Genomic DNA, 18,746 nt, shown 5'->3' with positions numbered 1-18,746 from the left:
GAAAGGACCGACATGCCTGTGACCATTTCCGCAAGCGAACTTGCCGCCCGGCTGGACGAACCGGGGCTTGTCCTGGTCGACACCCGCACCCGCGAAGCCTGGGAGCAGGAGAGCCTGCCGGGCGCGATCTTTCTGAACGTCTACGACTATTTCGTGCCGGACAGCACCGACGAGGGGTATGCCGGCATGGCGGCGGGCGCGGCCGCGGCCTTTCGCCGGGCCGGGCTGGACAGGGCCCGGACCGTGGTCTGGTTCGAGGAGGAAACGGGCATGCGCTCGCCGCGCGGTCTGTGGTTCCAGGAATTGCTGGGGCGTGACGGCGGTGTGATCCTGGATGGCGGGTTGCGTGCCTGGCGCGAGATCGGCGGCGCGACGGCACCAGGGCAGGGGGTGGCCGAGGCGATCACCCATGTGGACGGACCCGCGCCGGAGGGCTGGCGGCCCGATCTGGCGCTGATCGGCGACGCCCTTCTGACACCGGCGCCGGAGCTCCAGATCTTCGACGTGCGCCGCCCCAGCGAGTTCGACGGCAGTTTCGCGCATGACTGCTGCGCCCGTGGCGGGCGTGTGCCGGGCGCACTGTTCATGTTCTACGAGGACATGATCCGCGACGGGCGCTATGGCCCGGCCGAAGAAATCCGCGCGGCGGCCATTGCCGCCGGGCTGGACCCGGCGCGGCCCGTCGTCACCTATTGCCACAGGGGCGCCCGGGCGGCGACGGCGCTGTACGGTTTGCGCATGGCGGGGTTCGACAGGGTGGGGATCTTTGTCGGCTCCTGGCACGAATGGGCCGCCGACCCGGCCTTGCCGATGGAAACCGGACCCGCAGCTTGACCCGGCGCCTGGAACGTCAGAGCCAGGATTGCATCTGCACGCGTCGGCCTTTGCCGAAACGGTCGAGCCGGAAATCCTGTAGGTCGACACTGGGCCGCTGATCCGTCGCCAGTTCGGCCAGCACACGCCCTGCACCGGGGCCGATGCCGAAACCATGCCCGGAAAAGCCGGTGCCGATCACGAGGCCGGGCACCGGCTCGATCGTCGAGATCACCGGGATCACGTCCGGCGTGACGTCGATCAGCCCGCCCCAGGCCTGCGCCTCTTCGATGTTCGCGAGCGCGGGAAAGCTCTCTGCAAGGCGCCGCCTGACCTGCCGCAGGGCACGGCGGTCCGGCGCGGGATCCATGATGCGGTGACGCGTCAGGCTGCGTTCCAGCGCAACGCCAGAGAACAGCCAGCCTGTCTCGCGCAGGGTGGCGGCGCCCAACCGCAGCTTCAGGCCCGGCAACATGCTGCGCAGACCGGGCAGAAAGGCCCGCATGTGGCGGAAACTGTCCGGCACGAGCTCGGCCACGGCGGTGGCGGAACTGGCCATCGTGACCCCGCCGTCCGCGCGATGCCGCAGGGCGACGCCTCCCAGCGAAAGACAGGGGGTGAAAGCGGCGCCCTGTGCCTTGGTCAGGGGCGCGGTGCGGCAGGCCGAGGACAGGACCTTGAGCTGGGGCAGGTCCACGCCCAGCCGTCGCAACAGGGGCGCGGACCAGATGCCGCCCGCAACGATGACGCAGCGCGTGGCGATCCGCCCCCGTTCGGTGCGCATCCCGCTGATGCCCGCGCGGTCGGTCTCGATTTCCAGCGCGGCACAGTGCTGGTGGATGCTGGCCCCTTCACGAATGGCCTCGCGCGCCAGCAACGGCGCGGCGTTTTGCGGTTCGGCCCGTCCGTCCCCGGGCAAGTAGAGCGCGGACAGCCCCGTTCGGGCCAGCCCGGGAGCGATGGCCGTGAGACGTTCGGGGCTGAGGATTTCGGCTGGGATGCCATGTCCTGCGGCCTCTGTCACCCAGGCCTGGTGGCGGGCGGCCTGTTCGGGCGAGCGGGCAACATAGGCGATGCCGCATTCGACGTAGCCAAGATCGGGGCCGATCCTGTCCGAGAGGGTCTGCCAGCGGCGGCGGGCCAGGGTCGACAGGGGCAGTTCGCGCAAGTCGCGCCCGGCTTGCCGGACCCAGCCCCAGTTGCGGCTGGACTGTTCCCCGGCGATGATCCCCTTTTCAAGCAGGCAGGTGGCATGGCCGGCGCGGGCCAGCTCCAGCGCCGTCGCGGCACCGATGATCCCACCGCCGATGACGACGATATCCGTTGTCGCGGGCAGATCGCCCGAACTGGCGACCGAAAGCGGCGCCGGGCCGCGATTGGGCAGTGTCATGTCAGAAACAATCCTCGACCCCCCAGTGGACGGGGATTTCGGCCACGCTGGCAGAGGCGGGCAGTTCCAGCACGGTGCGGGTGATGCGGGCGATGTCCTCGGGGCGGGTCTTGTCGCTGCCATCTGTGCCCGATGCGGCCCGGCCCATGTCGGTTGCCACGAAACTGGGACAGATGGCGGTGGCGCGCACGCCGCTGTCCTTTCCGGCCTGCCGCAGGGCATGGGTCAGCCCGACAAGGGCGAATTTCGACATGGCATAAAGCCCCGATCCCGGCGATTTCACCCGCTTGCCGGAGAGCGAAGCGATGGTCACGATCCGGCCCGGGCCCTGTTTCAGCAGGGGCCAGGCCAGTTGCGACAGGCGCATCGGCGATTTCACGTTGACGTCGAACAGCTGGTCGAACTCGGCCTCGCTGGCCTCCAGCACCGAATGCGCGCTGTGGATGCCGGCGTTCAGAACCAAACCGTCCAGCCGGCCAAAACGTGCCTGCGTCGCGGCGAGCCAGGCGCTTTCGCTGTCCGTGTCGGTGGCGTCGAAGCGGCAGGTCAGCACGATGTCCGAGGCGGGAAGGGGGCTGGTGTCCGGGTCGCGCAGGCCCAGGCTCAACGCCCATCCGGCAGAGTGCATCTCGGCGGCGATGGCCGCGCCGATGCCCCGGCTGGCGCCGGAAATCATCACGACGGGGCGGTTCATGCCGGGATGCCCGCCGCCTGTTCGGCGATCTCGCCGGCCCATTCCGGGCCGGGCACCTGGACGCGATGCCCGGGCGACACCTCGCGCCATTCCCGCTTGGGCGGCTGGTAGTCCAGGGGGCGCACCGGGCTTTTCAGGTCGCGCACGTCCAGCCCGCGGCGCATGCCCCTGCGCGCCGGGTCCGGGACCGGCACGGCCGACAGCAGGCGGCGGGTGTAGGGGTGCTGCGGGTTTTCGAAGATCGCGGCGCGCGGGCCGATCTCGACGATCTCGCCAAGGTACATGACCGCGACGCGGTGGCTCATGCGTTCGACCACCGCCATGTCGTGGCTGATGAAGAGGTAGGACAGGCCCATCTCTTCCTGCAGGTCCAGCATCAGGTTGATGACCTGCGCCTTGATCGAGACATCCAGCGCCGACACCGCCTCGTCCGCGACAATCAGGCTGGGTGTCATGCCTAGCGCGCGGGCGATGCAGAGGCGCTGGCGCTGGCCGCCGGAGAACTCGTTGGGATAGCGCCGCGCCATGTCTCCCGTCAGCCCGACCTTTTCCAACAGGTCCGCCACGCGCCCTGGCGCCTCGGCACGCGAGACAAGACCGTGGGTCAGCATCGGTTCGGCGATGGCGTCCCCGATACGGAACCGGGGGTCGAGGCTGGCAAAAGGATCCTGAAAGATCATCTGCATCTTGCGCCGGTAGGGGCGGATGGCGCGGCGCGACAGGCCCAGCAGTTCCTCGCCTTCCAGCTTGACCGATCCGTCCTGTGCCGGGGTCAGCCCCAGGATGGACCGCCCGGCAGAGGACTTACCGCAGCCGGATTCACCGACAAGCGCCAGGGTCTCGCCGGGATGAATGTCGAAGTCGATGCCCTCGACCGCGTGGACGCGCCCCGCGCCACGGCCAAGAAAGCCGCCGCCGGTGGCATAGCGCGTGGTCAGGCCGCGCACCTGCAGCAGCGGTGCGGTGCTGTCATCCACGCGCGCTTCGACCGGACGGGCGGGCAGGGGCTTGCCGGTTTCGGCCTCGACCAAGGGAAAGCGTGCGGGTTGGCGGCTGCCGGTCATCGAACCCAGCCGGGGCACCGCCGACAGCAGCGCGCGGGTGTAGGGCTGTTCCGGCGCGGCAAAAAGCGCCTCTGTCGGACCCTGTTCCACGGCACGGCCCCGGTACATGACGATGGTCCGGTCCGCGACCTCGGCCACGACGCCCATGTCATGGGTGATGAAGAGAACGGCCATGTCCTCTTCTTCCTGCAGCACCTTGATCAGCTCCAGGATCTGGGCCTGGATCGTCACGTCCAGCGCCGTCGTCGGTTCGTCCGCGATCAGCAGGCGCGGGCGGCAGGCCAGCGCCATCGCGATCATGAACCGCTGGCGCATCCCGCCCGAGGACTGGTGCGGGTATTCGCCCATCCGCTGCCGTGCCGCCGGGATGCGCACCCGGTCCAGCAGGCGCTGCGTCTCGGCCAGGGCCGCCTTGCGGTCCATGCCCTGGTGCGCCTCCAGCACCTCGGCGATCTGTTCGCCGATCTTCATCGAGGGATTCAACGAGGTCATCGGCTCCTGGAAGATCATCGCCATGTCGTTGCCGCGCACGCCGCGCATCTGGGGTTCCGACAGGGTCAGCAGGTCGCGGCCTTCCAGCAGAACCTTGCCCCTGATGCGGCTCGTCTCGGGGTCGAGCAGGCGCATCGAGGCCAGCGACGTGACGCTTTTCCCCGAACCGCTTTCTCCCACAAGGGCCAGCGTTTCGCCCCGCGCGATCTGCATCGACATGTCGTGGACCACCGGGGTCCAGCCGGTGCGGCCGCGAAAGGCGACCTCGAGTCCGGAGACGGAGAAGACAGGTTCGGTCATGGCGCGGTCCGTTTCGATCGGTTCAAGCGTAGCGGCTTGCCCGCCGCTCCGGAAGGGATCGCCGCATGACGCGGACCGGGAAAACGAGGGGTTGCCGTTTATGATATATCATATATCCTGACAAGAGGGGTCCGATCATGCAAGGGGAAACTCGCCCCGGCGGGCCAATCAAGAGAAAGGACCGAGCATGAAACTCGATGAATTGCCCCGGCTGTCGCTGGGATTCCTGCCCACCCCGGTCGAGGACCTGCCCCGTCTGAGCGGTGAGCTGGGCGTCTCGCTTTCGGTGAAACGCGATGATTTCACGGGCTTCGGCGGCGGTGGCAACAAGGTGCGCAAGCTGGAGTTCCTGATGGCGGACGCGGTGGCGCGCGGCGTCCAGGTGGTCATCACCACCGGCGGGCAGCAGTCCAACCATGCGCGGATGACCGCCGCTGCTGCCCGAAAATTCGGCATGAAGCCGATCCTGGTGCTGCGCGGCAACCGTCCCGACGCCTGGCAGGGCAACCTCTTGCTGGATCACATCCTGGGGGCCGAGGTCGATTTCCTGGACCCGGACGCTTATTTCGAGCAGATCAATCCGCGCATGCAGGCCCATGCGGATGCCGCAGAGGCACGGGGCGAGACGCCCTATATCATCCCGCTGGGGGGCGCCAGCGCGCTGGGTGCGATGGGCTATGTGAACGCGATCCGCGAACTGTCGGAACAATACGCGGCCACGGGCCGCAAGGCGCCGGATTATATCTGCGCGCCGGTTGGGTCGGGTGGCACGCTGGCGGGCATGGTCGTCGGCTGTTCGATCTGGTGGCCAGGGACCAGGGTACTGGGCATCGCCGTCACCGGCACCGCCGTGCCGTTCGCCGAGCGGATCGCGGTCATGGCCAATGACGCGGCAGAGCTGCTGGAATTGGAGCAGCGATTCACACCCGAGGATCTGCGAATCGAGAATGACTATGTCGGGCCGGGCTATTCCATCCCCTCCGAGCAGGGCAACGCCGCCATCCTGCGGACCGGCCATGCCGAGGGCGTGCTGCTGGACCCGGTCTATACCGGCAAGGCGATGGCCGGGATCATCGACCTGGCGCAACGCGGCGCCATCGAACAGGGATCGGACGTGCTGTTCGTGCATTGCGGCGGCACGCCCGCGCTGTTCCCCTTCAACGAGCAACTGACAGCCGACGTCAGCGCGTGAAGGGGTGCGCGTCCCGGTTTCGGCCGGGGCGCGCCTTTGAGGCGTTCAGCGCGGAGAGCGGGCGAGGATCACCTCGGGGTCGCCCGCGTAAAGCCGCCGGACCAGGTCGCCGCGATTGTTCAGCACCGCGCGCTGGTTGACCGATCCCTTGTCGGTCACCTCGCCCGCGTTCAGATCCAGCGGTTCGATCATCACGATCGCGCGGGCAATCCGCATCGAAGAGCCGGTGGCCTCCTGTGCCAGCTTGGCCATCCGCTCTTGCAGCGCGGCGCGCACCTCTGGCCGGGACCAGAGCGCCGCGTCGTCCAGTGCGGCGCCGTCGGGCACCAATGCCTCTGCGCCGGCGCGGGACGGAACCAGAAGGGCGCCCAATTCGTTCTGGCCTTCGCCGGTGATGACCGCGTCACGCGCCAGGCCCCCCAGAGCATCGACCAGTTTCGCACGGAGCGCCCCCACCGCGACCCATGTGCCCGTGTTCAGCTTGAAGTTCTCGGCGATGCGCCCGTCGAAGAAGAACCCCTGCGCAGCATCGCCGGGCACGGCAAAACGCACCGCGTCCCCCAGCTTGTAGAAGCCTTCCTCGTCAAAGGCCTGCGCGGTCAGTTTTGGCGCGCGCCAATAGCCGGGCGTGACCAGCGGCCCCTTGATGCGCAGTTCCAGCTTGCCGCCCGTTGGCACCAGCTTGATCGTGACACCCTTGGCGGGCACGCCGACATTGCCGGGGAGGTCCTGTTCCTCGACACAGGTCAGGGCAAAGGGGGCGGTCTCGGTCGCCCCCAGCCCGGTCGACAGTAGGGTGCGCGCGCCCACCGTCTGTTCCGACAGCGTCTTGAGTGCCTCCCACGTGTGGGTGGCCATGCCTGCGCCTGCATAGAGCAGAAGCTTGACCCGGCTGAAGAAGGTGCAGGCCAGGTCTGTGTCCGCCTGCATCGCGCGGATCAGGGCGTCATAGCCGACGGGGACATTGAAATACCAGGTCGGCGCGATCTCTCGAAGGTTGCGGATCGTCTCTTCGATCCCTTGCGGGCCGGGGTTGCCCTTGTCGATGTAGAAAGTGCCGCCGTTGTAGAGCGCCATGTTGAAGACCTTGCTGCCCGAGGCGACGTGGTTCCAGGGCGCCCAGTCCACCAGTACGGGCGGTTCCTCTTTCATGAAGGCATAGCAGTCCTGCACCATCGCCATGTTGGAACAGAGCATCCGCTGAGTGGTGATCACCGCCTTGGGAGAACCGGTTGTGCCGGAGGTAAAGAGGAACTTGGCCACCGTGTCGGGGGTGACGGCGCGGGCGGCGGCACGGGCGGCCTCCGCCGGCTCGGTCCGTTTGAGGTCATCCCAGCGCAGGATGCGGTGGCCGGGCAACTCGCCTGCGCCCGTGATGATCGGCAGATCGGGATCAAGAACCTTGCGGATGGCGGGGGCGAAGGCGTCCAGCCTGTCGGCAAAGACAGCGCCCGGAGTGATCTGGCGCGCGATGTCGGCCAGTTTCGGATAGTCCGGCCCGGTCAGTGCGTAGGCGGGCGCGATCGCAGCAGAGGGGATGCCGACGTGCTGGGCCGACAGGGCGATCACCGCATGATCGAGGCTGTTGCCCGAGAGGATCAGGAGCGGGCGGTCGACCGAAAGCCCCAGATCCAGAAGCGCGCTGCCCACCCGCTCGGTCAGGTCGGCCAGCTCTGCGTAGCTGTGGCCACGCCAGTCCCCGGCATCGTCGCGTTCGGCCATCCACAGGTGATCCGGCGTGGCCGCGGCCCAATGAGCGATCTTTTCCGACAGGCAGCGCGGGTAGGGGCCAAGCGGCTCTTCCTGCCAGACGAGGATGGTCCCGTCATCGCGCGTTTCCTGCCGGACGCGCGGCTGCCACAGCCTGACCGGCCGCATCTCTGTCATGGCCGAACCCTCCCCCTGGCTCAGTTCATGTCCTACGAAATTCTTTACTCGGAAACAATTTAAAAATATAGAATCGGGGCAATCGCAGGAGGCGCGCGTGAACGAAGGGGACACCTTCAGGCCCGACCAGGATCGGCCCGGCGTAGAGGCCGCACCGGACACGGATGGGGCCGTTTCCCTGCATGAACTGGAGAACTCACTGGGGTTCCTGCTGCGGATCTCGCAGGTGCGGGCCTACGAACGGTTCTACGCGGCCTTCGACGAGATCGGTCTCCGCCCCGGAGAATTCTCGGTCATGTGGGTGATCCTGCGGAACCCGGGGGTCCGGCAGGGATTGCTGGCGGAAACGCTGGGCATCAAGCCCGCGCAGATGACCAAGATGATCCGCCGGCTGGAGGTCCAGGACCGTATCCGCCGGGTCATTCCGGACGACGACCGGCGGTCGGTCCGCCTGTACCTGACCGAAGGTGGCGAGGCCTTTGTCCGGGACCACCGGGACGCCTTTTTCGGGCACGACGATTATCACAATCACGGGCTGAGCGACGCCGAGTGCCGTCAGCTTGCCCATCTGCTGCGGCGATACAGCGGGGTGGGGCGCAAGGCGGACGACTGAACCACGGCCCCGGGATGCCGCGAGGAGGCGCGCAACCCGGCAGGCCGTACACGGACTTCATCCAGGGAGGATAGAACGATGAAGACGACCTTCTCATTCGCGGCGCTGGCCGTGGCGGGGACCTTGATCGCGGGAACGGTTGCTGCACAGGACCTGCGCCTGGCGCCTGCGGCCCCGCCGGCGCATCCGGCCCACTACATGTACACCCATTTTGCCGAGTACCTGGCAAAGGAATCCGGCGGCACGATCGGAACCACGCTGCTGGGCCCCGAGGTGGTGGCCTTGCCGCAGATGGCGGATGCACTGAACTCGGGCCTGGCGGACATCGGCAACTCGCTGCCGCTGTATTTCGCGGCGGATTTCCCGTTGACCGGCGTGGCGGGTGACCTGGCGCTTCAGGGGCGCAACCCGCATGCGATGGCGCTGGCCATGACCGAATGGGTGGTCACCTGCGAACCCTGCCAGCAGGAATACAAGGCGTTCGGCGGTGTCTTTCTCGGGGCGGGGTCTTCGGACGTCTACGGCCTGATCACCACCAAGCCGGTGGACTCCGTTGAGGATCTGCAGGGGCTGCGCCTGCGGTCGGGCGGGGCGCCCTATTCGCGCTGGGCCGAGCATTTTGGTGCCACCGGCGTCCCGATGGGTGTCGGAGCCACCTTCGAGGCGATGAGCCAGGGCGTGATCGACGGTACGATGGCCTCTGTCGTGGACATGCTGTCCTATCGGTTGGTCGACATCGCCACGCATTTCAACACGGTGCCCATCGGCACCTATCACGCCACCTCCAACTTTACGGTTGCCTTGCCGACATGGCAGCGCCTGTCCGAGGAACAGCGCCTGATGATCGTCAAGGCCGCCAACCGGGCGAATTTCGACCTGACCGACCGCTGGGCCTATCAACTACCCGCCGACGCGCGCGAAGCGGTGGCCGGCTCTGACATCGTGGTGGTCGAGGCCTCCGACGACCTGCTGGCCGCTTCCGAGGGGTTTGCCGCGGCGGACCGCGAGGCACAGATCGCCAAGGCCGGGGACATCGCCGCCGATTTTGCCCGGCTGGTCGACGAATGGTCCGAGTTGATCGCCGACACGGGCAACGATCCCGATGCCCTGGCCGAACTGGCCTGGGAGCGGATCTGGAGCAAGGTTGACCTGGCGAGCTACGGTCTCTGACACCTCTGGCCCGGTCCCGCGCGCGGCGCGGGGCAGGGCGCCCCATCCGACCGGAAAGCCCGACACATGAACGCGCTGACACAGGCCGCGTCACGGATTGCCCGCGTGCTTGCCCTTCTGGGCGCCATCGCGGTTGTCGTGATGATGCTGCACATCTGCCTCGACGTGGTGTTGAGAAACCTCTTTCGCTATTCCTTCAGTTCGACCAACGCGATGGTGGCCCGTTACTACATGGTGCCGCTGGCCTTTCTGCCGCTGGCCTATATCGAGTTGCGCGATGAAATGGTCTCGGTCGAGCTGATCGACAGCTTCCTGCCGCCCTGGCTGCGGCAACTTTCGGACGCGCTGGTCGCGGCCATTGCCTGCGGGATCTACGGCACGCTGGCCTGGGCGACCTGGGGGTCGATGGTGTCCAACTGGAAAAGGGGCACGATGATCGAACTGGGCGATATCGAGTTCCTGACCTACCCCAGCTACATCTTCCCGACGCTGGGCTTTGCGCTGGCAACGGGTGCCTGCCTGGTCAAGGCCGCCGACCGCGCACGGCAGATCGGACGTAGCGCATGAGCGTCGAGACGGGGTTCTACGGGGTTGGCATCCTGATCGTCCTGTTGCTGTTGCGGGTGCCCGTGGCGATGGCGCTGATCGCGGTCAGTTTCGGCGGGGTGGTCAGCCTTGTCGGGATCAAACCGGCGGTCGGCATCCTCTATTCCACGCCTTACGATTTCGTCGCCTCCTGGACGTTGTCGGCGGTGCCGATGTTCCTGCTGATGGGGTTCGTCGCCTTTCATGCCGGGCTGACCGGGGGGCTGTTCGAGGCGGCCAAACTGGTGCTGCGCAGGCTGCCGGGCGGGCTGGCGATTTCCTCGGTCTTTGCCTGTTCGGGCTTTGCCGCCGTGTCGGGGTCGTCGCTGGCCTGCGCTGCCGCAATGGGGCGCATCGCCATCCCGGAAATGGTCAAGGCGGGCTATCGCCCCTCCATCGCCGCCGGATCCATCGCGGCGGGGGGGACCATCGGTGCGCTGATCCCGCCGTCGATCCTGATGATCCTCTACGGCGTCTTTGCCGAAACCTCGATCACGCAGGTCTTTGTCGGCGGCATCGGCATCGGGCTGGTGACGGCGGTGTCCTATTGTGCCGTGATCCTGCTCATCAGCCTGTTTCGCCCGGACGTGGTGCCCCCCCGCATCGACGCGCCCGAGACGGGCACGACGCGCAGTGCCGTGCTGAACGTCCTGCCGATCCTGGCGCTGATCGTGCTGGTCTTTGGCGGGCTCTTTGCCGAGTTCTTTTCCGCCACGGAGGCGGGCGCCGTGGGCGCGCTGGGCACCATCGTCATTTCCGCCGTCACCGGCCGCCTGTCCCGCGAGGTCGTCAGCCAGTCGTTGCTGGAAACCGTCACCACGACCGGCTCGCTTTTCATCATCGCGGTGGGGGCGGCGATGTTCACACGCTTCCTGGGCCTGTCGGGGCTGTCGGGCTTCATCAATTCCTGGGTCGCGGGCGCGGACCTGACCTATGTGCAACTCATGCTGATCGTGGTGCTGATCTACCTGGCGCTTGGCACCTTCATGGAGCCGGTGGGCGCCATGCTGGTCACGCTGCCGGTGTTCCTGCCAGTTCTGCAAAGCCAGGGGCTGAGCCTGGTCTGGTTCGGGGTGCTGGTGGTCAAGCTGCTGGAAATCGGGATGATCACGCCGCCGGTGGGGCTGAACGTCTTCGTCATCAAGAACGTGGCCTACAAATATGTCACCACTGCGCAGATCTTTGCCGGGGTGATCCCCTTCCTTCTGGCGGATCTCGTGGTGGTGATCCTGACAATCGCCTTCCCGGCGGCGGTTCTGTTCCTGCCGGGGCTGCTGTAGCTGCCGGTCAGTCCGCCAGCGCCGCGCTGGCCCGGTCAAGCGCATCGCGCAGGGCCATAGGCCCGTCTGTCTTCATCACCAATTCGCTGGACGCGAGGGTGTGGGGCGGCCCGTCGGTTTGTCCGCCGGTCAGAAGGATCACGGGAAGGTCCGGCGCGCTTTGTCGTGCTGCCTGCGCGACCTCCGTGCCCGAGAGCAATGCCCCAAGGTGCAGGTCGACCACCAGGATGTCGAAACCGGGGGCGCTTGCCACCCGATTCAGGGCCCTGGCCGGGTCCGAGAGCTGTTCGACCGCGTAACCGAACATCTCGAGCGTATCGGCCAGCGCCGCGAGAAAGGGCCCGTTGTCCTCGATCACCAGGATCTTTGTCGCGTCGGTCAAGTGAACACTGCTTTCCAATGAGTTATCCAGTTGGAAATGCCATTGGAAACCCGTGGCCACAATCTATAATCGCGCGTCCCCGGCGGTCGAGGAGCCATCATTTGAGAATCCTTTTCGCGTCTTCGCGGGCCCGGTGGCTGCTGATCGGGGTGTTTTTCTTGCTGATGCCACTGACGGCGGGCGCACAATCCCCCGAGAGGCAAGTGTTGCGCGTTCCCTGGGCAGGCGATTCCAGTTTCGGATTTGTCGAGGCGGACGGGACTCCGCGCAGTTTCTTCCTCGACCTCGCCCGGATGCTCGCAGAGGAGGCAGGGTTCGAAATCGACCTCGTCGATGTCGGCCTGACGACGGAGGTGCTGCCGGCGCTGTCCCGGGGGCGTGCCGATTTGCTGGCCGGTGTTGGCAGAGGCGCCATCGACGATGGCCAGCTCTTGTTTGCCGGACCAGTCGCGGAAACGCGCTTCGTCCTGTTCGTCCGCGCTGACGCCCCGCGAGACTGGCGCTTCGAAACCTTCACTGACAGGCGCATAGGTGTCCTGCGCAACACGGTCGCCAGCCGGATGAGACCACCTGAAGGCAGCGTCATGGTGCCCTATGATGACCAGGTCACGGCCTTCGCGCATCTTCTCGATGGCCAGGTGGACGGGGTGATCGTCCTGTCCGCGTTGGGCGAAAGAACGCTGCGCCGGACCGGGCTGGATGGGCTTGTGCGCCCGACATTTCCGCCGGTGCGGGAAAATTCCCATTTTGTCGCGCTTCGCCCGGAATTTGCCCCTCTCTTGCCGGGGATCGAGGCGGCGCTTGCACGCCTGGAGGACAGCGGGGCACTGGACGATCTGCGCGCGAGCTGGCTCATGGTGCCGCCGGTGCCGGTTCCGGATGTGCTGACCGTGGGTGTATCGCATTTCCCGCCCTACCACCTGGTCGAGGAAGACGGGCGGGTCCGCGGTTTCGCGGTCGAGGTGCTGCGCGACCTGGCGGCGCGCGCGGACATCGCCGTGCAGTTCGAACCGATCACGCTGGAAAGTTGGGCGCGGGGGCCAAGGGCCGGCGCCTTCGATCTCCTGCCCTTGCGCAGCGTGACAGAGGCAGAGCGGAACCTGTTGCAGTTCAGCGCACCGATCCAGACGATCGAATATGCCATTTTCGTTCGTGCCGCCGACGCGGGCCGAGAGCTGCGACCGGAAGAAGGGCGGATCGGTATCATCCAGAGCAGCCCGTTGCGCGCCGAGATCGCGGCGGATCTCGGCGTGCCGCTGGTCATGTTGCCCGAGGTCAGAGGCGGTGCGCAGGATCTGCGTGCGGGTCGGATCGACGCCTTGGTGATGCCGCGCGTGACCTTCCAGAGGACGGTCCAGGAAATGGGGTTGAGCGATGCCTTTGCCCAGCTCGACGCGCCGGTGTTCCGGAACGACCTGGCCATTGCAATGCGGCCGGGCCTGGGGGATTTGCAGCGACGGCTGGACGTGGTCATCCGGGGGTATGTCGGTTCTGACCAATACCGCGATCTGGCCCGGCAATGGATGGAGGACCCGGTGTTCTGGACCGACCGGCGGGTCAACCTGATCCTCTATGGCGGCGGGGCGCTGGCCATCCTGGGGGCGCTGGCCTTCCTGGTCCAGAACTGGCGCGCCCGCGCCAATGCCGATCGGCTGCGCGCCCAGACGGCGCTGGCCAGCGAGAGGCTTGCGGCGATCCTGGCGAGCACGCGGCAGGGGGTCTTCGGCTTTGGCACCGGCGGAGAGATGGCTGTCATCAACCCGGGCGGTCGGGTGCTGCTGGGCTTGGAGGGGGACGTCTCACCGCAACATTGGCCCGAGAGCGCGCAGTTCCTTGAACCGATCAGCGCCGAGCCACTCGATCCCGGGCGGGACCCGCTTCAGCGCCTCTTTCGTGGCGAAATGACCAACGGGCAGGTTTGCCTTTTCCGTGCCCGTCCGGATCAGGCGTCGCGCTATGTCCGTGTGACCAGCGATGCGGTCACTTCTCCGGGGTCGGGGCTGTCGGCGCTGATGATCGTCGAAGACACCCATGACAACGAATTGAACCGGCAAAAGCTGGAGCGGTCCCAGAGGCTGTCCTCGCTGGGGATGTTGACGGGTGGTCTGGCCCATGACTTCAACAATATCCTGGCCACGATCCTCTATAATGCGCAATTGATCCGGATGAAGGCCGAAGGCCCCCTTGCGGCGACGGTCGACCGGATCATCGACACCGTCAGACACGGCAACAACCTGACGCAGCGCCTGCTGGGATTTTCCCGCCAGTCGCCGCAGGAACCCGGCGCGGTCAGCCTGCGCGAAAGCCTAAAGGAACTGGAAAGCCTGGCCCGGCCCGCCATCGGAGAGGCCATCGGGCTGATCCTGCCGGCGGTCGACGAGGATGTCTTTGTACACTGTGTCAGGGGGGAATTGGAAAACGCCCTGCTGAACCTGATCCTGAATGCGCGCGACGCGATGGCGGACTCCGGTCAGGGCGACGAGATCGTGATCCAGGTCCGGAGATACGACATGCGCACATCCGACCAGGAGGACGCGGAGACCGGGCACATGGTGGAGATCGCCGTGTCTGACAATGGCCCCGGCATGACGGGAGACGTGTTGCGCCAGGCGACCGACCCGTTCTTTTCGACAAAGACCGACGCGGGCGGCACCGGGCTGGGCCTGGCGATGGTCGACAGTCTTGCGGCGCGGTCGTCGGGGCGCCTGTCGCTCTCTTCGGAGCCGGGCAACGGGACCACGGTCCGGTTGCGCCTGCCGCGTGTCGCGGGTGATGGCGGGGCGCTGCCGCAGACCTCGGGGGCCATCCCGCGCGGCGACGGCTGGCGCCTGTTGCTGGTCGAGGATCAGGCGGCGCTGCGCGAGCCGATGGCAGAATTGCTGCGCGATCTCGGCTACGATGTGGACATGGCCGAGACCGGTCGGGCCGCACTGGATCGGCTGGATGCCGGAGCCGACTACGATGTGGTTCTCAGCGATATCTTGATGCCGGGTGGCGTTTCGGGGATAGATCTGGCGCGCGCCATTTGCACGCGGTTCGCGCGGATGGCAATTGTCCTGATGTCTGGCCATGCCGAGGTCGGTTCGGACGAGATCCGGGCGCTTGGGCTGCCGGTGCTGCAGAAGCCCTGTCCCTTGCCGGACCTCGCAAAGGCGATCCACGCGGCCTTGAAGGAAGGGCAGGCGTAGACCTTCGGGGATGGCCGCTGTCAGGCGCCGCTGCGGTCCTGCCAGAGGTCTGCATAGGCCCGCATTTGAGCTGCCAGCGGGTCGGCCCCATCGGCTGGCGCAATCGGCGCGGGCATGGCGGGCCGCGTCCCATCCACCAGCAGCGCCGCCCCCTGCGAGGTGCCCGTGGCGGCGCCGGAAGGGATGACCCGGTCGCCGGTCGCCGCCGCAAGCATCCGGGCATAGGCGCGGTTACGGGCAAAGGGGCCTTCGACAACGATCTGGCCCGCGTGGCCGATGATCCGCAGGCAATGGGCCGTCATCAGCGCCAGGTAAAAGGCCAGCGCCGCCCCGCGCCGCCCGGTGCCGGGCGCGGGTTCCGCCCCGATCCAGCGCGCCTGCCGGCCCCGGAAGGGGCCAGAACCGGGCTCTACTGCCGGCAACAGCATGATGCCGTCGCGCAAGACGGCAGCAAGCTCTGTCTCATCGGGGTCGGGATAGGCACCGCCCGAGGCGACGTCATGTTCGCGTCCGCCCATGAACCGCGCAGACGGTACGGGCGCACCCAGCGCGTTGACGTTGATGAGCGTGTCCTTTCCCGGGTCCAGGTCCACCTGTTGCCCCCCGATGGACATCGCAATGACCCAGGTGCCGGTCGAGACCACGGAAAACGGGGTCTGCTGGCTGCGCAGGTGCGGCAACAGCGAGGCGTTGGAATCGTGGATGCCGCATTGCACCGGTGTCTCCGGCGGCAGACCGGTCGCCTTTGCCACTTCCGCCGTGATCGGGCCCAGAACCTCGTCCGGGCGGCGTGGCGGGGCCATGATCCCGCCCAGGCCCAGCGTGTCCACCAAAGGGGAAAACCGCCCCTCGGCCGGCAGCCAGAGATCCGTGTGACATCCCAGAGAGGTCACATCCGTGGCGGCAACGCCGGTCAGGCGAAACCCCCAATACTGCGGATAGGTGACGATCCGCGCGGTGCGCGCCCGCAAGCCCGGATCTGTCTGCAGCATCCAGTGCAGTTGCGACCCCAGGTTCAGCCCCATGCCCAGGCGCGGAGAGCCTGTTTCTGAAAACCCCGGGCGCAGTGCGTCATAGTCGGCCGACAGGTCGTCCGGGCCGTCATGTTCGTAATCGAGGATCGGCGCCGCCAGCCCACCTTTTTCGTCCAGCAACGCGGCACAGGCGCCATGCGTGGTGACGGAGATCGCGGAAATACCGTGGGCCGCGTGAAAGCCGCGAAGCCCGTCCAGCAGGAACTGCCAGTGTCCCTCGGTATCGAAATGCGGCCAGGGTGGACCGGGACGCACCGTGTTTGGCCGGGTGATGACGGCGACTTCCGCCAGGTCGGCAGGGTCGACCAATGCCAGCTTGGCGTTGGTCTTGCCAATGTCGATGACGGCGACGTGCCCCCCCGTCATGGCAGGTGAAAGACCGTTTCCAGCGGCGTCGCCACGGGTTCGTTGTCGTTCCTGGTCTCCATGATGTCCGCCATATGCGCCCACCATCTCTGCATGACCGGATGGTCGGGGAGGGCGTCCATCGTATGATCGTCCCGTCTCCAGAGCACCGCAAATAGCGTATGCGTGTCCCGGTCGAGGTGGATCGAGTAATCCGACACGCCCGCCTCTTTCAGCAGCTGCGACAATTCGGGCCAGATCGCGTCATGGCGCTTGCGGTACTCGGTCTCGCATCCGGGGGTGAGCGTCATCTTGAAGGCGTATTTCTGCATCACGCGGCCCGCCATTTCGACCAGAGCCGGGGCAGGGCGATCACCCCGATCAGCAGCGCGCCGATCACGATCGACATGACGATGCCGGGCACGTTCAACAGGCCCAGTCCGAAGGTCACCAGCCCCATGACGAAGGCGGCGATGACGACGCCGGGGATGGACCCGGATCCGCCCAGGATGTTGACACCGCCAAGTACCACCATCGTCACCACCTCCAGCTCCCATCCGAAGGCGATGGAGGGGCGGGTCGAGCCCAGCCGCGAGGTCAGGCAGATGGCGGCGATGCCCGACATCAGGCCGGTCAGCAGGAAGAGGATGAATTTCACCCGCGCGACTCGGATGCCTGAAAACTCTGCCCCCGTCGCATTGTTGCCGATGGCATAGACCGCGCGGCCAAAGTTGGTCAGGTGCAGGACCACGGCGTAGATCACGGCGAGCACGGCGAAAAGCACCAGCTCGAAGGAGATCACCCAGAACACGTAGCCCTGTCCGAAGAAGGCGAAATCTGAGGGGTAGCCGCGAAAGGCCTGGTCGCCCAGGACGATGTAGCTGATGCCTCGAAACAGGCTCATGGTGCCGATGGTGACGACGATGGAGGGCAGGCCGAAACGGGTGACGAGCACCCCGTTGAATGCGCCGCAGGCCAGGCCGGTGCCGATCCCCACCAGCAGGATCATCGGCGTAGCGGCCCCCGCGGTCATGGCCGCGCCCATCGCGGTCGAGGCCAGCGCGATGATCGCCGCGACCGACAGGTCGATCTCGCCCGAGATGATCAGCAGCGCCATCGCAAAGGCGATCATCGCCTTTTCGGTAAAGTTGAAGGTTGCGTCGCTCAGGTTCCAGGCGTTGAGGAAATAGGGCGAGGCAAAGCTGTTGGCGACGAAGATGCCGATGGCCACCAGCAGCAGCAGGGTTTCCCAGCTCTTCAGCCGCCGTTGCAGGGGCGATTGCAGCCGGTCGGGGATCTGGCGCCCCGGTGCGGTGTCATGCAATGTCGTCATGTGGCGTGCTCCGCGGATTTCAGGATGATGCGGCCCTTGTCGCGTCCGGCGCGGGCATTGACCGCCACCGCGATGATGATGGCGCTGCCGGAAATCGCCAGCTGCCAGAAGGGCGAGATGTTGACCACCGGAAGGGCGTTCTTGATGACGCCCAGGAACAGGGCCCCCAGCAGGGCGCCCCAGACCGTGCCGACGCCGCCCATGATCGAGATGCCGCCGATCACGCAGGCCGCCACCACGTCCAGCTCGAACCCGCCGGCGATGTCGACATAGGCCACAGCGTAGCGCGAGACCCAGAGATAGCCCGTCAGGCCGGCCAGGGTACCGGACAGGGTAAAGGCCCAGAACTGGGTCCGGCCCACGTCGATGCCGGTATAGGTGGCCGCGTGCGGGTTGCCGCCCACCGCGTAGAAGGCGCGGCCCAGCGTCGTGCGGGTCATGACCAGGGAAAAGACCGCCAGGGCCAGGATCGCGATCCAGCTCAGCATCGGCAGGCCCAGCAACTCGGCGCGCGGAAAGGCCTTGAATCCCTCTCCCATCTCGTGGCTGTTGACCCAGTCACCGCCCGAGATGACGAAGATCGTGCCGCGAAAGATCGTCATGGTGCCCAGCGTGACCACGATGGGCGGAATGTCCAGTTTCCAGACCAGCAGGCCGTTGACCATGCCCAGGGCCGCGCCCAGGCCCAAGGCGACCGCCAGCGTTACCGCCACCGGCAGGCCAGGCACGGCCACGTTCAGCATCGCCACCACCATGCCGGTCAGCGCCAGGTTGGCGGCCACCGACAGGTCGATGCAGCGGGTCAGGATGACCACCATCTGGCCGATGGCCAGCAGGATCAGCGGCGCCGTGTCGTTGAACACATCCGCCAGGTTGGACGGCGCCACGAAACCGGGAAAGCGCGTGGCGATCACGGCCAGCAACAGCAAGAGCGCGCCCAGCAGCAGGGTTTCGCGCCTGGTGGCAAGTTTGCGGATCATCGCT

Annotated in this window: 16 protein-coding genes; 7 read left to right on the top strand and 9 right to left on the bottom strand. The window is 66.8% G+C overall.

Translation table 11 applies throughout. From position 1 onward, the window contains the following. The first annotated feature begins 12 nt into the window (after nucleotides 1–12). Entirely contained in the window at nucleotides 13–834 is an 822-nt protein-coding gene (locus BLQ71_RS08005) for a sulfurtransferase (protein WP_074621332.1), read from the top strand. 16 nt (nucleotides 835–850) lie between these two features. Here the strand turns inward: BLQ71_RS08005 and BLQ71_RS08000 are convergent, their stop codons facing one another. Genes BLQ71_RS08000 through BLQ71_RS07990 form a run of 3 tightly spaced genes read right to left on the bottom strand, consistent with a single transcriptional unit; the run spans nucleotide 851 to nucleotide 4,753 of the window. Further along, nucleotides 851–2,203, bottom strand: coding sequence for an NAD(P)/FAD-dependent oxidoreductase (locus BLQ71_RS08000; protein WP_074621331.1), 1,353 nt, complete (start codon nucleotides 2,201–2,203; stop codon nucleotides 851–853). A gap of 1 nt (nucleotide 2,204) precedes the next feature. Continuing rightward, entirely contained in the window at nucleotides 2,205–2,897 is a 693-nt protein-coding gene (locus tag BLQ71_RS07995) for an SDR family NAD(P)-dependent oxidoreductase (protein ID WP_074621330.1), read from the bottom strand. Next, nucleotides 2,894–4,753 (bottom strand): ABC transporter ATP-binding protein, encoded by a 1,860-nt coding sequence (locus tag BLQ71_RS07990; RefSeq protein ID WP_074621329.1) that lies wholly within the window; start codon nucleotides 4,751–4,753, stop codon nucleotides 2,894–2,896. The genes BLQ71_RS07995 and BLQ71_RS07990 overlap by 4 nt, the downstream gene beginning before the upstream one ends. A 187-nt stretch (nucleotides 4,754–4,940) precedes the next feature. On the opposite strand from BLQ71_RS07990, the gene BLQ71_RS07985 reads away from it, so the two are divergent. Beyond that, nucleotides 4,941–5,945, top strand: a complete 1,005-nt coding sequence (locus tag BLQ71_RS07985; RefSeq protein WP_074621328.1) for a 1-aminocyclopropane-1-carboxylate deaminase/D-cysteine desulfhydrase — start codon at nucleotides 4,941–4,943, stop codon at nucleotides 5,943–5,945. A 45-nt stretch (nucleotides 5,946–5,990) separates the two neighbouring features. Here BLQ71_RS07985 and BLQ71_RS07980 read toward each other — a convergent pair whose 3' ends face one another. Then, nucleotides 5,991–7,832 carry a feruloyl-CoA synthase gene (locus BLQ71_RS07980; RefSeq protein WP_083342187.1) on the bottom strand — a complete coding sequence of 614 codons (1,842 nt, stop codon included), beginning with the start codon at nucleotides 7,830–7,832 and terminating at the stop codon, nucleotides 5,991–5,993. A gap of 97 nt (nucleotides 7,833–7,929) precedes the next feature. Here BLQ71_RS07980 and BLQ71_RS07975 point away from each other — a divergent pair, with 97 nt between their 5' ends. From BLQ71_RS07975 to BLQ71_RS07960, 4 genes are all read left to right on the top strand, one after another. Further along, nucleotides 7,930–8,445: a MarR family winged helix-turn-helix transcriptional regulator gene (locus BLQ71_RS07975; protein WP_198548584.1), complete on the top strand. Its 516-nt coding sequence runs from the start codon at nucleotides 7,930–7,932 to the stop codon at nucleotides 8,443–8,445. 78 nt (nucleotides 8,446–8,523) lie between these two features. Next, on the top strand, nucleotides 8,524–9,615 hold the full coding sequence (dctP, locus tag BLQ71_RS07970; protein WP_074621327.1) for a TRAP transporter substrate-binding protein DctP: 1,092 nt from the start codon (nucleotides 8,524–8,526) through the stop codon (nucleotides 9,613–9,615). Nucleotides 9,616–9,681: 66 nt separating this feature from the next. Continuing rightward, on the top strand, nucleotides 9,682–10,182 hold the full coding sequence (locus BLQ71_RS07965) for a TRAP transporter small permease (RefSeq protein ID WP_074621326.1): 501 nt from the start codon (nucleotides 9,682–9,684) through the stop codon (nucleotides 10,180–10,182). After that, entirely contained in the window at nucleotides 10,179–11,480 is a 1,302-nt protein-coding gene (locus BLQ71_RS07960; RefSeq protein WP_074621325.1) for a TRAP transporter large permease, read from the top strand. Before BLQ71_RS07965 ends, BLQ71_RS07960 begins: the two co-directional genes overlap by 4 nt. A 7-nt stretch (nucleotides 11,481–11,487) precedes the next feature. Here BLQ71_RS07960 and BLQ71_RS07955 read toward each other — a convergent pair whose 3' ends face one another. Next, entirely contained in the window at nucleotides 11,488–11,862 is a 375-nt protein-coding gene (locus tag BLQ71_RS07955; protein WP_074621324.1) for a response regulator, read from the bottom strand. A 206-nt stretch (nucleotides 11,863–12,068) separates the two neighbouring features. Here BLQ71_RS07955 and BLQ71_RS07950 point away from each other — a divergent pair, with 206 nt between their 5' ends. After that, nucleotides 12,069–15,050 (top strand): transporter substrate-binding domain-containing protein, encoded by a 2,982-nt coding sequence (locus BLQ71_RS07950; RefSeq protein ID WP_162846286.1) that lies wholly within the window; start codon nucleotides 12,069–12,071, stop codon nucleotides 15,048–15,050. Nucleotides 15,051–15,070: 20 nt separating this feature from the next. Here the strand turns inward: BLQ71_RS07950 and BLQ71_RS07945 are convergent, their stop codons facing one another. The 4 genes from BLQ71_RS07945 to BLQ71_RS07930 are packed head-to-tail and all read right to left on the bottom strand — an operon-like array spanning nucleotide 15,071 to nucleotide 18,742. Further along, nucleotides 15,071–16,450, bottom strand: coding sequence for an FGGY-family carbohydrate kinase (locus BLQ71_RS07945; RefSeq protein ID WP_074621322.1), 1,380 nt, complete (start codon nucleotides 16,448–16,450; stop codon nucleotides 15,071–15,073). Then, complete coding sequence (rhaM, locus tag BLQ71_RS07940) at nucleotides 16,447–16,761, bottom strand: L-rhamnose mutarotase (RefSeq protein ID WP_088702474.1); 315 nt, start codon at nucleotides 16,759–16,761, stop codon at nucleotides 16,447–16,449. Before rhaM ends, BLQ71_RS07945 begins: the two co-directional genes overlap by 4 nt. Beyond that, entirely contained in the window at nucleotides 16,761–17,762 is a 1,002-nt protein-coding gene (locus BLQ71_RS07935; protein WP_074621321.1) for an ABC transporter permease, read from the bottom strand. Before BLQ71_RS07935 ends, rhaM begins: the two co-directional genes overlap by 1 nt. Next, nucleotides 17,759–18,742 carry an ABC transporter permease gene (locus BLQ71_RS07930; protein ID WP_088702471.1) on the bottom strand — a complete coding sequence of 328 codons (984 nt, stop codon included), beginning with the start codon at nucleotides 18,740–18,742 and terminating at the stop codon, nucleotides 17,759–17,761. The genes BLQ71_RS07935 and BLQ71_RS07930 overlap by 4 nt, the downstream gene beginning before the upstream one ends. Between the last annotated feature and the right edge of the window lie 4 nt (nucleotides 18,743–18,746).

Origin of the sequence: Antarctobacter albus (assembly GCF_900101505.1) — a bacterium.
GTDB classification, from domain to species: Bacteria; Pseudomonadota; Alphaproteobacteria; order Rhodobacterales; family Rhodobacteraceae; genus Antarctobacter; species Antarctobacter albus.
The sequence above is the reverse complement of the archived record's forward strand: the minus strand, read 5'-3'. Positions and strand labels throughout refer to the sequence as shown.